General features: G+C 67.7%; 9 protein-coding genes. 5 read left to right on the top strand and 4 right to left on the bottom strand.

The features are described from left to right. The first annotated feature begins 1 nt into the window (after position 1). Genes ACNJ7K_RS01955 through ACNJ7K_RS01945 form a run of 3 tightly spaced genes read left to right on the top strand, consistent with a single transcriptional unit; the run spans position 2 to position 2,626 of the window. The gene (locus ACNJ7K_RS01955) at positions 2–1,072 is read left to right on the top strand and encodes a cupin domain-containing protein (protein ID WP_120281934.1); all 1,071 of its coding nucleotides are present in this window, start codon (positions 2–4) and stop codon (positions 1,070–1,072) included. Between the two features lie 5 nt (positions 1,073–1,077). Then, a complete protein-coding gene (locus tag ACNJ7K_RS01950) occupies positions 1,078–1,899 on the top strand; it encodes a fumarylacetoacetate hydrolase family protein (RefSeq protein WP_159418842.1) in 822 nt (273 codons plus the stop codon). A 13-nt stretch (positions 1,900–1,912) separates the two neighbouring features. Beyond that, positions 1,913–2,626 (top strand): maleylpyruvate isomerase family mycothiol-dependent enzyme, encoded by a 714-nt coding sequence (locus tag ACNJ7K_RS01945; RefSeq protein ID WP_159418841.1) that lies wholly within the window; start codon positions 1,913–1,915, stop codon positions 2,624–2,626. 108 nt (positions 2,627–2,734) lie between these two features. On the opposite strand, the gene ACNJ7K_RS01940 is transcribed toward ACNJ7K_RS01945, so the two are convergent. The 3 genes from ACNJ7K_RS01940 to ACNJ7K_RS01930 form a co-directional block, all read right to left on the bottom strand. Beyond that, positions 2,735–3,115 (bottom strand): excalibur calcium-binding domain-containing protein, encoded by a 381-nt coding sequence (locus ACNJ7K_RS01940; RefSeq protein WP_120281937.1) that lies wholly within the window; start codon positions 3,113–3,115, stop codon positions 2,735–2,737. A gap of 191 nt (positions 3,116–3,306) precedes the next feature. Further along, on the bottom strand, positions 3,307–5,190 hold the full coding sequence (locus ACNJ7K_RS01935) for a ketoacyl-ACP synthase III (RefSeq protein ID WP_159418839.1): 1,884 nt from the start codon (positions 5,188–5,190) through the stop codon (positions 3,307–3,309). A 46-nt stretch (positions 5,191–5,236) separates the two neighbouring features. Continuing rightward, positions 5,237–6,070, bottom strand: a complete 834-nt coding sequence (locus ACNJ7K_RS01930; RefSeq protein WP_120281939.1) for a 3-oxoacyl-ACP reductase family protein — start codon at positions 6,068–6,070, stop codon at positions 5,237–5,239. A gap of 673 nt (positions 6,071–6,743) precedes the next feature. Here ACNJ7K_RS01930 and ACNJ7K_RS01925 point away from each other — a divergent pair. Continuing rightward, positions 6,744–7,523: an alpha/beta fold hydrolase gene (locus ACNJ7K_RS01925; RefSeq protein ID WP_159418838.1), complete on the top strand. Its 780-nt coding sequence runs from the start codon at positions 6,744–6,746 to the stop codon at positions 7,521–7,523. A 97-nt stretch (positions 7,524–7,620) separates the two neighbouring features. Beyond that, positions 7,621–8,046: a hypothetical protein gene (locus ACNJ7K_RS01920; RefSeq protein ID WP_174247062.1), complete on the top strand. Its 426-nt coding sequence runs from the start codon at positions 7,621–7,623 to the stop codon at positions 8,044–8,046. Between the two features lie 73 nt (positions 8,047–8,119). Here the strand turns inward: ACNJ7K_RS01920 and ACNJ7K_RS01915 are convergent, their stop codons facing one another. Continuing rightward, the gene (locus tag ACNJ7K_RS01915) at positions 8,120–13,597 is read right to left on the bottom strand and encodes an ATP-binding protein (RefSeq protein ID WP_487041241.1); all 5,478 of its coding nucleotides are present in this window, start codon (positions 13,595–13,597) and stop codon (positions 8,120–8,122) included. Positions 13,598–14,113: the final 516 nt, after the last annotated feature.

Here is a 14,113-nt window from a genome sequence, read left to right as displayed (position 1 = left end):
CATGACTGCCACCGAGCCTGTCGATCCCGAGCTCCAGAAGCTGTACGACGACTTCGAGACCGAACACCTGAACCCGTTGTGGACCCAGCTCGGCGATCTGATGCCGATGGCCCCGACATCCAAGGCGGTTCCGTTCGTCTGGAAATGGTCGACGCTGTACCCGCTGGCCCAGCGCGCCGGTGATCTCGTGCCGGTCGGCCGCGGCGGTGAGCGTCGCGCGATCGCGCTCGCGAACCCCGGCCTCGGTGGTGTCCCGCACGTCACCCCCACGCTGTGGGCGGCGATCCAGTACCTCGGCCCGAAGGAAACCGCTCCCGAGCACCGGCACTCCCAGAATGCCTTCCGCTTCGTCGTCGAGGGCGAAGGGGTGTGGACCGTGGTCAACGGCGACCCGGTCGCCATGCGCCGCGGTGACTTCCTGCTCACTCCGGGCTGGAACTTCCATGGTCACCACAACGAGACCGATCAGCCGATGGCGTGGATCGACGGCCTCGACATCCCGTTCGTGCACTACACCGACACCGGCTTCTTCGAGTTCGGCTCCGACGGTGTCACCGACGAGGGCACCCCGGACATCTCCCGGTCCGAGCGACTGTGGGTCCACCCCGGTCTGCGCCCGCTCGTGGGCCTCGACCGCAAGACCAGCTCGCCGATCGCGTGCTACCGCTGGGAGCACACCGACCGTGCGCTGAACGAGCAGCTCGCCCTCGAGGACGAGGGTTACGCCGCCACCCCGGAACCCGGCCACGCCGCCGTCCGCTACACCAACCCCACCACCGGCGGCGACGTCATGCCGACGATCCGCGCCGAGTTCCACCGACTGCGCGCCGGCGCGCACACCCGCGCCCGCCGTGACGTCGGATCCGTGGTCTTCCAGGTCTTCGACGGTGAGGGCCGCTTCCATCTCGCAGACAAGAGCCACGACGTCACCAAGGGCGACATGATCGTCGTCCCGTCCTGGGTCGAGTGGTCGCTCGAGACCGACAAGGGTGTCGATCTCTTCGCCTTCTCCGACGCGCCGATCGTCGAGCGTCTGCACTTCAACCGCACCATCATCTCCGAAGGAGCCTGAACCCCATGCGTCTCGCCACCCTCCGCCTCGACGGCGGCACCGCCGCCGTCCGTGTCGACAGCGACTCCAGCGCCACCGTCATCGACGGTTACGCCGATCTGTCCGCGCTGCTCGCCGATTCGAACTGGAAGTCGGTCGCCGAGCAGGCATCCGGAAAGACCGTCGACCTCGGCTCCGCCGACTACGCCCCGGTCGTCCCCGCGCCGGGCAAGATCGTGTGCGTCGGCCTGAACTACGCGACCCACATCAAGGAGATGGGCCGCGACCTGCCGGAGTACCCGACCCTGTTCTCGAAGTTCAAGGAAGCCCTCACCGGCCCCTACGACGATGTGGTCGTTCCCTCCTACGCGGGGTCGCAGCTCGACTGGGAGGCCGAACTCGCCGTGGTCATCGGCAAGCAGGCCTACCAGGTCTCCGAGGCCGACGCCGCCGAGTACATCGCCGGCTACTCCGTGATCAACGACTACACGATGCGCGACTACCAGTACCGCACGCTGCAGTGGGATCAGGGCAAGACCTTCGAGAAGACCAGCGGTTTCGGTCCCTTCCTCGACACCGACTACCAGCTCGGCACCGCCATCGAGACCCGCCTCGAGGGCGAGGTCATGCAGTCGTCGAACACCAACGATCTGGTGTTCACCCCGGCCAAGCTCGTCGACTACATCTCGCACATCGTGACCTTGCAGCCGGGCGATGTCATCATCACCGGCACCACCGGCGGTGTCGGCCACGCCCGCAAGCCTGCTCGCTACATCCAGAACGGTGAAATCTGCGAGGTCACCATCGAGGGCCTCGGCACCGTCCGGAACAAGACGATCATCAAGTAGGAGAAGCCGAACCGTGGGATTCAACGATCTCGACCTGTCCGAGCGGCTCCTCATCGCCCGGCGGGGCACGGCGTACCTGTCGCAGCGGCTCGCCGAGCTCACCGACGACGAACTCGACGGTCCCACCCTGCTCGAAGGGTGGACGCGCCGGCATCTCGTCGCGCACATCGGCTACAACGCCGCAGCATTGTGCCGCCTCATGGACTGGGCGGCGACCGGTGTCGAGACCCCGATGTACTCCTCCACCGAGCAGCGGGCGCAGGAGATCGCCGAGGGCGCGACGCTGAATCCCGCCGCTCTGCGGAACCTGTTCTCGCACACCGTTGCCCGCCTCGACGAGAAGTGGCGGCACCTGCCGGAGGCGGCGTGGCAGTCGCAGGTGCGCACCGCGCAGGGCCGGCTCGTGCCGGCCGAGGAGACCGCCTGGATGCGCACGCGCGAAGTGTGGATCCACGCGGTCGATCTCGACAACGGTGGACGCTTCGGCGACTTCCCGCCCGTCGTCCTCGATTCGCTGCTCGACGACATCGTCGGCATGTGGCGCAAGAAGGAGCTCGGTGCGGGCATCGCGCTCGAGGTCGAGGGACGCGACGCGGTCCGGGTGAACGGCGACGCCGAGACCATCCACACCGTCCGAGGCGATCTCGCCGGTGTCGTCCGCTGGGCGGCCGGTCGCGGCGCCGTCGGCGTCACCGGCGGAGAACTCACGCCGCCGCGCTGGCTCTGAGGTTTCTGCACGTACGAACGACGAAGGCCCTTCCATCCCCGAGGATGGAAGGGCCTTCGCCCTTCTGCGGGAATGGAAGAGCTCTCGTCCGTCTGCCGGACGGACCGATCAGCGCGGATCGCGCTCGCAGCCGATCCCGTCGTTGTCGCGGTCGAGACGCGGAGCGTATCCGGGGTCGTTGCGGTGGACCGGAGCAGCGCCCGCATTCCATGCCTCGGTGCAGTTCTCGAACCCACCGCTCGGTGCGGCCGGAGCCTGACGGGCCGGGGGTGCCGGCGCGACCTGCGGAGCCGCCTGGGGTGCCGGCGGGGCAGGGGGAGCCGGAGGTGCCGGCGGCGGAGCGAACGGATTGAACGATCCGCTCGGAACGAGATCGGCGATGCCCTTCGGGAGCAGGTCCACGAGAGGGAAGGCGGTGGCGGTCGACGGTGCGGCGACCGTCAGAGCCACACACCCCAGCGTCGCAGCGACGATGCGGCGGAACTTCATGCGCGAGGCCTTTCTGTACTTCGTCCGGATCCGATTTGCCGGATCCGATCGAAATGTCGGCCTGGGCGGCGCGGGTGTTACGTCGCCCGGTCGCAAACGACGATCGGCCCGCTCGCGACCGGATGTCGCGAACGGGCCGATGTACTCCGGGCCTGCCGGGGGACGGCCCGGATGCCTGTCGTACGCCGGGATCAGCCGGCGTCAGTCTCCTCGAACGGCACGACCACCTTCGGGTCGATCCGCATGACGGTGTACCCCGCCACCGCTCCGGCACCGAAGCCGGGAGCGAAGATGCGAACCGGTTCGGTGATGACCCCGTCGCGGACCGCGTCGTGGATCGCGAGCGGGATGCTCGCCGACGACGTGTTGCCGACCTTCTCGATGTTGAAGTACAACCGGTCGGCCGAGAGTCCGGCGTTCGCGGCGAGCTCGATGACCATCGTCTTGTTCGCCTGGTGGGGAACGATGAGATCGATGTCGTCGAGCAGCGAACGCTCGGCGTCGTCGGGGGACGGGAGGGCCTTGATCTCGTCGAGCATCTGCGTCAGATAGCGACCGGCGAGCGTCTTCACTTCGGGTCCGTAGACCGTGATGAAGTTGTCGAAGTCCGGATTCGGCCAGATGATCGAGTTGACCTCGCTCGTCGGTCCGCTCGCGTAGCTGTTGAAGAACTCGAGATCGGGTGCCTCGCCCTCGGCGGCCGGCGAGATCACCATTGCTGCGGCGCCGTCACCGAAGATCATGCGGGACGGCCGGACCGTGCCGATCTTGTCCGAGAACTTCTCGACGCACACCACGAGGACGGGACGCTTGACCTGCTGGAGGATGCGGGTCGCCTCGGCCAGGCCGTAGGGCAATCCCGCGCACGCCGCGATCAGGTCGAACGAGGCATGGGTCTGCCCGATGCCCAGTTCGCCCGAGATCCACGTGGCCAGCGACGGGATCAGCCGCCCGCTCGTGCACGTGCAGGTGATGACCGCGCCGATGTCCTGCGGGCCGACACCGGCGTGGGCGACCGCCTGCTTCGCCGCCGTCAGGGCCAGGTCCTCGAAGGTTCCCGAGGTGTACCGGCGCTGCTCGATCCCGGTCTTGGCCGTGATCTCGTCGGCCGACATGGGCGACCAGTTGTAGGCGGTGTTGCGGATCAGGTCCTCGTTGGTGCACACCTGGTCGCCGTGCGCGACCGCAATCGCGTCGATGCGGGGTGCGATCGCGAACTCCGAGCGCACGTCGACGGCCGGGTAGGGCGCAGACGGTGCCACCGGTTCGTGCCGCGTGTACGAGGTGGCCTTGCGGGTCTTGCCCGACATGACCCGGTTGATGAACCGCTGGACCTCGCGATTGCGCGGATGGGAGACCACGACGTAGTCGTCGTCCTTCAGGTCCGCGACCCGGACGAGTTCGGTTTCGCTTCCGTCCCAGGGCTGCTGGTTGTGCAGAACCATCGACCAGCGGCTCAGGGCCTCGAGTTCGGCGACGTCCTCGTGGCAGTCGAGGATCTCGTCGTATCCGAAGACGGGATGGTTCGGATCGTAGTGGCGAACACGCAGGGTGATGTTCTCCGGATCGGAGACCAGCTGCGGCACAGTCGGCTTGACCGTGGGCAGGTCGCCGGCGAAGTGGCGACGCGAACCGAAGACCGCGAAGAGCCGATCGAAGATGCGGTCCTCGGCGGCACTGTCCCACGCGCGGGGGAGAGCGCGGTAGGCCTCCTCGACCGCGCCCAGCCGCTCTTCGGCCTCGGGCCAGGGAGTCAGGCGCGGCATGTAGACGTCGTCGCGGTTGCGGGGCACGTCGCCCCAGCGGGTGACGCGCCGCTCGAACATCATCAGCGGGAAGCGGTCGGCCCAGAAGACGTTGAGGGCCATGTCCCGCATGATCTCGAACTTCGAACCGTACTTGCCCAGTTCGTGCCGGGAGAGGATCTCCGAGACCGTGGGTGCCTTGGTGTCGAAGTCGCGACGGATGACGGCGTCGAGGTGGTCGACGCTGCTCAGCGTGGAGAAGTCGAGTTCGGGAACAAAGTTGGAAGGGAAGACTATTCGGCCGTGCCGATTGAGCTCGAATGGCTGCATGTGCGAGGGGACCGTTCGATTCGAAGTAATGGGTGGGGAGGGCGGATCACATGTCCAGGCCGCCGTTGACGCCCCACACCTGACCGGTGATGTACGAGGAGGCGTCCGCGGCGAGGAAATGCACGACCCGGGCGATCTCCTGCGGGTCGGCGAGTCGCTTCACGGGGATGGTGTCGGTGATGCGCGCGAGAACCTTCTCGGGGATGGACTCGACCATCTCGGTGGCGACGAAGCCCGGGGTGACGGTGTTGACGGTGACGCCGATGCCGTTCGGGTCCAGTTTGTCGTTCTTGGCCAGATGGAAGGCCGCTTCCTTGGCGAGGGTCTTGGTGAGACCGAACAGGCCGGCCTTCGATGCCGCGTAGTTGGCCTGCCCGATGTTGCCGGTCTCGCCGATGACGGAGGAGACGTTGACGATGCGTCCGGTGCCGCGCTCGAGCATGTGCCGCAACGCGGCCTGTGCCAGGTAGAACGCGCCCGAGAGGTTCACGCCGAGGACGGTGTCCCAGTCCTCGTCCTGCATCTTCAGCACCGTGCGGTCGATGGTGATGCCGGCGTTGTTGACCAGGATGTCGAGGCGACCGTGCGTGTCGATGACCTCATCGATGGTGCGGCGGCAGTCGTCGGCGTTCGCGACGTCGCCGCGGTGCACCGAGTAACGGACGTCCTTGCGGCCCTTCTCGTTCAGGTCTGCGAGGAACTGATCCGCCTGAGCCGTGTTGCGTCCGTAGCCTGCGGCGACGGTGGCACCCTGGCTCGCCAGGCTGCGGCTGATCGCCGCACCGATGCCGCGCGTGCCGCCGGTGACGAAGGCGACGCGTCCGCGGAGCTTGTTTCCGCCGGCAGCGATCTGCGAAGTGGGTTCGATGGTGCTGGTCATGCTGATCTCCTCGCTGTGCGAGGGGGCGACGGGCGCGGCTGTTCGCCGACGTCGCACACACGCCCCCTGCGCGTTGATTTCCCTGTGGAGGAGCACGTTTCGAATCCCCCTGATTCGAACGCGTGTCCCCTGATACGGGCCTTCATCGGCTCGTAACTCCCTGCAGCAACAATCATGCACCACCTCGATCATGTTGTCACCAGGAACAATTCGAGCCTCGAATTTCGGCAATTTGTCCGAATAGATCGAGAATTGTTGTAGCGCAGTCGAATTAGGTGAAGATTCAGGGTTACTTCATGGTACGAACATGCTGAATGTTCGTACCGGTCTTGGACGTACAGCCTGTACGAATCAGATCGTTCCAGAATGGCACAACGTGCTACCGGGGAGTCAGGTACAACTGTGTGCACATGGCGTGGATGCGAATGGCCTTCGACGTTTATATCGAAAGACGTTGCAGGAAAATCAGTTCGGAGTCGATCGCCTGACAGGGGCGGCCGCTCGGCACCCGTCGCGGAGAGGCGCACTCCGTGCCGCGGAAGCTCGACCGAGGCGAGCCTCCCTGTATTCCCCTTTCGAAAATGCGCCACACCTCGCATCGGTGTGATTCTCGACACTACGGCGGGGGATTGTGTCGAAGCACAGTTCTTTCCGGTGGTGAGAGGATGGCCGCGTGAGCAACACTCGTCTTGTCGAAACACCGGTGGCCGAACTCGAGGTACGTCTCGACGGGGAAGGGCCGGCAGTCGTCCTGCTTCCCTCCCTCGGACGCGATTCCTACGAATTCGATCCGATCGCGAGCGACCTTGCGGCAGCGGGATTCACCGCTCTGCGACCGCAACCCCGAGGAATCGGCAGCAGCCGTGGACCCATGACCGGCCTCGATCTGCACGACCTCGCGGGTGACGTCGCCGCCGTCGTCGAGCATTTCGACGCCGCACCCGCCGTGGTGGCCGGCCACGCATTCGGGCACTACGTGGCCCGGGTGCTCGCAGCCGATCGGCCCGAACTCGTCCGGGGGGTCGCCGTGCTCGCCGCCGGTGCCCGCCGGTTCCCGGCCTCGCTGACCGAGCGTGTCGCCAAGTGTTCCGACCTCTCGCTTCCCGATCATGAACGACTCGTGCACCTGCGCGACGTCTTCTTCGCCGAAGGACACGATCCGGCGGTGTGGCTCGACGGGTGGTGGCCCGAGGCGATCGTGTCGCAACGGGCAGCGATGGCTGCGACCGACAAGGAATCGTGGTGGACGGTGGCGCCGTCACCTCTGCTCGACGTACAAGCAGGAGAGGACGTCTTCCGGCCCGCGGAGACCCGCGGTGAGCTCGTCGACGAGTTCGGGAGCGAACTCGTTTCCACGGCCGTCGTGCCGGGTTGCGGGCACGCCCTCGTCCCGGAGGCTCCTCACGAGGTGGCCCGGATCCTGGTCGAGTGGATCCGTACGCGTCTCGGATGAAGATTTCGTCATCTTCGACTCATCGACCCCTCATCGTCGTGCGCCAGAGTTATCGGCGACCAGGACGAACACCGAGTCGAGGAGAACGATCATGGCGATGAGCCGCACCGCATGGGCCGTGACCGCTGTGGCGGTCGCGATGACCGCCGGCACAGTCGGTTTCGTGTCGGCGAACCGGGGTGGGTCCGCTCCCTCCGAACCGTCGTCGTTCACCGTCGCCCGTGTGGCCGACGAGACGACGACCGGCGGCCCGGACGGAACCGTTCGGGCGGGCGTCGACCCGGCCCGGGATGCGCGGCCGGGAGAACTGCCCACCGACATCCCCTACATCGACGTCACGACGTGCGATGCGTGGTTCGAGGACTGGGACGACACGGTGCCGGACCACGTCGAGGACTTCTACGACGAGTGGGACGACCGCTGCGACGATCTGCACGACGACGACCACGACGACTGGGACGACGACCACGACGACGATTGGGACGACCACGACGACGACTGGGACGACGACCACGACGATTGACCGGCACGACGGCCCCACGACGACGAGACCCCACCGGAAGTGTTCCGGTGGGGTCTCGGTCCGTCTGCGTGGGTTACGCGAGCGTGCGTGCCATGCCGCGCTCGACGGCCGCAATGATCTGCGGCCGCAGCTCGACCGCCGGCACGATCGCGTCGACCGAGCCGACCTGCTGTGCGCGCTGGATGTTGTGGATCGCCTCGAACTCGGCTGCCACCTCACCGAGCTTCTCCGACCGCACCGCGGTGCGCAGAGCGGTGAGCTCGACACCCAGTCGCGCCTTGTCGCCGTCCTCGGCGGCCCGCAGCTGGGCCTCGAGTTCCACGACCCGCGGATCGCTCGCGGTGCGCTTGTTGACGTCACGGGTGAAGACCACCGCGGCCGCCGGAGCGCCACCGAGCACCGAGGCGAACGAACCCTCCACGGCGAGGACTTCCATGTTCTCGTTCAGTGCGCCCGAGAACACCACGAAGGCACCACCGTGGTAGCGGGAGACCACGACGAACACGATCGGACCGTCGAAGTTGACGATGGCCCGGCCGATCTCGGCACCGTACTCGAGCTGAAGGTTGCGCAGCGACTCGGGGGAGCCGTCGAAGCCCGACAGGTTGGCGAGCACCACGAGCGGACGGTTGCCGCTCGCCGCGTTGATCGCCCGCGCCGTCTTCTTCGACGACTTGGGGAACAACGTGCCCGAGGTCCACTGGTCCGGTCCGTCGGCCGGGAACCAGCCCTTGCGCGGGATCGCGCGGGACTCGATGCCGATGACCGTCACCGGGTTTCCGCCCAGGTGCGCGTCGAAGACGACCGAGGTGTCGGCGTCGGCCATGTCGGCCCACCGCTCGAGCACCGCGTGGTCCTGGTCGACCACCGAGCGCATCACCGTGCGGATGTCGAACGGCTTCTTGCGATCCGGGTTGGTCTCGGACGAGAAGATGTCGCCCACGGTGGTGAAGTCGCTGGACGGATGCACGTGCGGGTACACGCACACGTTGCGGTCGACCGGGTCGGTGGACGTGGCCTTGCGCGGGAAGCGCTCGCCCGGCGCGACGTAGGCGTGGGCATAGTGCGCGAACAGCGTCTCGATGGCGGCACTGAGGTTGGGAGCCCAGTACTGCGCCTGACCGTTGGGGCCCATGACGCGGTCGTAGCCACCGATACCGAAGTTGTCCTCGGCGGAGACGCCACCCGAGTAGTCGAGCGACTGCTTGCCGGTGAGCACCATGGCGCTGTCCGGGGTCATCACGAGGATGCCCTTGGTGTGCATGAGCATCGTCGCCTCGGCGTTCCAGTACGGCTGCGCGCCGACGTTGATGCCGGTGACCACGACGTTGATCTCGCCGCCGTTCTGCGTGAACGTGATGATGCGACGCAGACCGCGCGACACCCAGTCCATGTTCTCGGTGCCCGAGTCCATGGAGATCGTCGCGCCGGACGACAGCGCGAACCACTCGACGGGGGCATCGAGGCTCTCCGCCAGGTCGATCGCGGCGACCACGCGGGAGCACTCGGCCTCCGCGACGGTGCCCAGCGCCTTCGTGGGATCACCGAACAGCGCGACGCGCTTCATGCCCTCGGGGTAGCGCGGGGTCGGGGTGTCGACGACACCGACGATCAGACCCGCGGTGTTGCGGCCGTAGGGGCGGTCGACGGGCACGAGGGCGCCCTGCTCGTCGAAGTCGTACTCGACGAAGGTGCCCTCGCTGCCGGTGAGCAGCGGGATCAGCTCGTACGGGTAGACGGTGCCGCGGGCACGGGACCGCTGGACCTTCTGGGTGTACTCGTCGAGCGGCTTCAGCGGCTCCTTCGGCGGCTCGGTGACCCGCACGATGACGCCCGCACCGGAGCGGTACGAGAAGCGCAGGGCGACCTCGCGTGCCGGCTCGTCCTGACGATCACGCCACGACCCGATGACGGTGATCTCCTCGAGACCGGCGCCCACGGTCAGCGGCGCGGCGTTGCGGCCGATGCGGCGCAGATCCTCCATGTCGAGATCGACGGCGGGCCACACGTAGAGCACCACGCGGTTCGCGTCGAGACGTCGCCCGCCGCGGGTGGCCTGGGCGCGGCGCATGCCGTCGAGCGAGCTCGCGAGAGCACGTTCGAAGGCCGGCAGTCCGACGATGCGGCCGGACTCGTCGCGCTGCGGCGTCAGGTCGCGCACCTCGGCGAGGGCGATGAACCGCTCGTCGGACGGATTGTCCTGCGACACCAGGTGATACAGGTAGGTGTCCGGGTTGGCGGGCAGGCGGGTGCCGTCGAAGTTCTTCAGGCGCCAGAGATCCAGACGCTGACCCGTGAGCGGGTGGATGTCGCGGATGTTGGCCTCTTCCGCGTACCCGGTCTCGTAGGGGCGGAAGGTGAACACGTGCTCTTCTGCCGTGTCGGTGTGGCAGACCGTCACCGTCACGCGACGGGCCGCACCGGTCACCGGGCGAGCGGCGAGTTCGGCGCGCAGCGCGTCGGCCTGGGCGTCGGCATCGGCCGGAGCGTCGTCCCACGCGAGGTACAGGTCGATCACGAGGTTCTTCGTGTCGGGAACCGAAGCCGCCGACTCCTCGACGGCGTCGAGCAGCGACGCGAACTCCGCCTGCGGAGCCTCCGCGGACATCAGGTACAGACGCGTGCCGCGCAGATCGAAGTTGCCGGTGACGAACTGGTGCCCGCCGACCGTGCACGAACGCACGTCCTCGAGGGTGCGGATCTTGTACGCCCGTCGGACGATGACCTCGAGCAGCGGGCCCGGAACGGACTCGGGACGCGTGATCTGCTGTGCGAGAAGGTCGATCAGCGGCTCGGGCGTGGCGACGAGCGAATCGATGCGCTGCGCGTAGTCCGTCGCCTGCGGATGCTCGGCGAGGTACGCGAGCGAACCGCGGACCCCGTCGTAGGCCTGCTCGCGGGCCTTGCGGATCACCGGCTCCTCGAAGTAGCGGTACCGCAGGTTGCGGGCGGTGTCGCCGATGACCGGGAAGCGGACCTGGGTCGCGACGATCAGTCGGTCGAGGACCTCGTTGAGCTCGTGGGAGATCCCCACCTCGGTGTCGTCGCGCTCGACCCAGCGGTCGAGCAGCGAGGTGACCACGGGGACGTGGGCCTCGATGCGCTCGAGCGCGAGGAACAACCGGTAGACGGCCTCTTCGAGCTCCGGGGTGCGATCGAGTTCGAGGACGTCGTAGTGCCGCAGGGCGCGGGCGAGGCGCGCGCGGAAGCTGTCGGGCAGACCCCCGACCTCGACGTCGAGCGACTGCAGGTAGCCGTGGAAGAACTCGCGGGGGCTGTGGACCCGGTCGTCGCTGTTCTTCTCCTCCTCGGTCGGACGGTTGCGCGACAGTTCGCACACGTCCGCGAAGGTCGTCAGCAGCGCGAGCTCGGCGCGGACGAGCGCGCACGAATCGACGGAACCGGAGAGACGCTCGTACTCGGCGAGCAGCGCCGCGGTGCGCTTGGCGGACACGTCGTATCCGGTGACCAGAGCGGCGAGCGAGTCGAGGCGGGCGAGAGCGTCGGCCGCGACGTCGTCGCTGACCGAGGGCGCCGGTGCGGCGAACTCGACGCGCTCGACGGTCTCGGTGACGACCTCTTCGACGATCTGGTCGACCCGCAGGAGCGGGGCGCCCGCGTCGACCTGCGCGTTGACGACGCCGAGGATCTCGCGGACCTTGCCGGCGAAGGGAGCGCGGACCGCGGTCTCCATCTTCATCGACTCGAGCACGACGAGCGTCTGACCGGCCTCGACCTCGTCACCGACGGCGACGGGAACCGCGACGACCACGGCCGGGGCGGGCGTGCGCACCACGCCGGCCTCGTCCTGGCTGATCTGGTGGCTGATGCCGTCGACCTCGACGAGGAAGTGGGCGGGACCGGCGATCGACACCACGTTGTGGCGGCGTCCACCGAGGGTCAGGCGCGACTCGTAGTCACCCAGCCGCTCGACGTCGACATCGAACTCGGCGGATCCGGTGTCGACCCGGTAGCGGTGCGGGCCGACCTGGCCGACGACGAGTTCGTAGGCCTGGCCCTGGTAGCTGAGCTCGATCTTGCGTCCGACGGCGTGTCCGGCACGCGGGCGACCGCCGCGGGCCGAGGCGAGGAAGGCGGAGCGCTCGCGGGCCTCGTCGGTGTCGTAGACGTCGACGGCGGTCGCGATCAGAGCGACGTCGGCGACCTTGGACGGACCGGTCTCGGTGCCTGCGCCGGTGCGGTCGAGCCAGCCGGTGTCGGCGGAGGCGTCGACGACCTCGGGACGGTCGAGCAGATCGAGCAGGAACGACTTGGTCGTCGTGCCACCGTCGAGGACGACGGTGGTCTCGCGCAGAGCGGTGCGCAGGCGGGCGAGTGCCTCGTCGCGGTCGCGGCCCCACGCGATGATCTTGGCGACCATCGAATCGTAGTCGGGCGGGATGACGTCGCCCTGGGCGATGCCGGTGTCGACACGCAGACCGGACCCGAGCGGGAACTTCAGCAGCTGCACGGTGCCGGGGGCGGGTGCGAAGCCGTTGGCGGCGTCCTCGGCGTTCAGGCGGGCCTCGACGGCGTGGCCGAACTCGGAGGGGCACTCGCCGGGCAGCTTCTCGCCGGAGGCGACGAGGATCTGCAGCTTCACGAGGTCGATGCCGGTCGTGGCCTCGGTGATGGGGTGCTCGACCTGGAGGCGCGTGTTGACCTCGAGGAAGGTGAAGATCTTCAGGTCGGGCTGGTAGAGGTACTCGACGGTGCCGGCACCGGCGTAGCCGGCGGCGCGGACGAGATCGGCCGAGACCGCGCGCAGGTGGTCGGACTGCTCCTTGGTGAGCAGCGGCGAGGCGGACTCCTCGATGACCTTCTGGTTCTTGCGCTGGATCGAGCAGTCGCGCACACCCGGGGCCCACACGTTGCCGTGCTTGTCGGCGATGACCTGGACCTCGACGTGGCGCGCGTCGGTGACGAGACGCTCGATGAACACGACGGGGTCGCCGAAGGAACGCTCGGCCTCACCCTGGGTGCGCTCGAGGGCGAGCTCGAGCTCGTCCTCGGCGTAGACCTTGCGGATGCCGCGGCCACCGCCACCGGAGCGGGCCTTGATGATCAGCGGGTAGCCGATGGCCTGCGCATGACGGCGCGCGTCGGCGCGGGAATCGACCGGTCCACCGGACCACGGTGCGACGGGAACGCCGACCTTCTCGGCGAGGATCTTCGCCTCGACCTTGTCGCCGAGCAGACGCATGGCGTCGGCGGAGGGGCCGATGAAGGTGATCCCGAGGCGGGCGCACAACTCGGCGAAGGCGGGGTCCTCGGCGACGAAGCCCCAGCCGACCCACACGGCGTCGGCCTTCGCCTCGAGAAGCGCGCGCTCGAGTTCTGCATGATCGAGGTAGGGGGTCGCCGCCGTCGTCGACGGACGGAGGGTCACTCCTTCGTCGGCCTGACGGACGAACATCGCCCGTCGTTCGGCGTCGGTGTGCAGAGCGATGGTCCTGATGTCGTAACCGTGCTCGGAGTTGAGCTCCCGGACTGCCCGGATGAGGCGTACGGCCGCCTCACCACGATTGACCACTGCGATCCGCTTGAACATACTCGTTGCCACCGTTCTCCATGGTTTGTGCACGCACCGGGCGCGCGTCTCGAAGCTCCACCCCAATGAGGAGGTCAAACTAACCGGTCCTACGTCCCACGTCTCGGGTTGGCGACGCGAGCGGGAACATGTAGCGGTCGGCTCCTCGTGGTTGGCATGGGCATGCGTGTTCGTCGTCGATCCACCGGGCAACATCCGCGGTGTCCGAAGGACCGTTTCGAACAGGTCTCCGCAGCTACGGCCGTCGGTTGTGACGGTCACGTCCCCCTGGGCGAAGGCTCCGTTCGGATAACAGCATGGAGGAAACATGAGGGTTTGTCACGTTTTGCTTCCATGCGGGGCGATCGGCGGCCTTCTCGTGACCGGCTTCTCCCACAGGTATTCGCGCGCAGAGGCTTTCGCTCGGGAACGGGTGTCGGGGCGGGGATCTCCGGTTCCGGGCGCCGCCGGTACTGTGCAGTAACACCGATCGGTAACTTCCGGAGGTGTCAGGGACCCGTCTTCGACGACCCCTCG

The sequence above is a fragment of the Rhodococcus shunpengi genome (genome assembly GCF_048381395.1).
GTDB lineage: Bacteria > Actinomycetota > Actinomycetes > Mycobacteriales > Mycobacteriaceae > Rhodococcus.
The sequence above is the reverse complement of the archived record's forward strand: the minus strand, read 5'-3'. Positions and strand labels throughout refer to the sequence as shown.

Excerpts from the sequence above, each read along its gene's own strand:
- ACNJ7K_RS01915 (WP_487041241.1), bottom strand. The coding sequence starts at position 13,597 with ATGTTCAAGCGGATCGCAGTGGTCAATCGTGGTGAGGCGGCCGTACGC.
- ACNJ7K_RS01920 (WP_174247062.1), top strand. The coding sequence starts at position 7,621 with ATGAGCCGCACCGCATGGGCCGTGACCGCTGTGGCGGTCGCGATGACC.
- ACNJ7K_RS01940 (WP_120281937.1), bottom strand. The coding sequence starts at position 3,115 with ATGAAGTTCCGCCGCATCGTCGCTGCGACGCTGGGGTGTGTGGCTCTG.
- ACNJ7K_RS01950 (WP_159418842.1), top strand. The coding sequence starts at position 1,078 with ATGCGTCTCGCCACCCTCCGCCTCGACGGCGGCACCGCCGCCGTCCGT.
- ACNJ7K_RS01935 (WP_159418839.1), bottom strand. The coding sequence starts at position 5,190 with ATGCAGCCATTCGAGCTCAATCGGCACGGCCGAATAGTCTTCCCTTCC.
- ACNJ7K_RS01930 (WP_120281939.1), bottom strand. The coding sequence starts at position 6,070 with ATGACCAGCACCATCGAACCCACTTCGCAGATCGCTGCCGGCGGAAAC.
- ACNJ7K_RS01955 (WP_120281934.1), top strand. The coding sequence starts at position 2 with ATGACTGCCACCGAGCCTGTCGATCCCGAGCTCCAGAAGCTGTACGAC.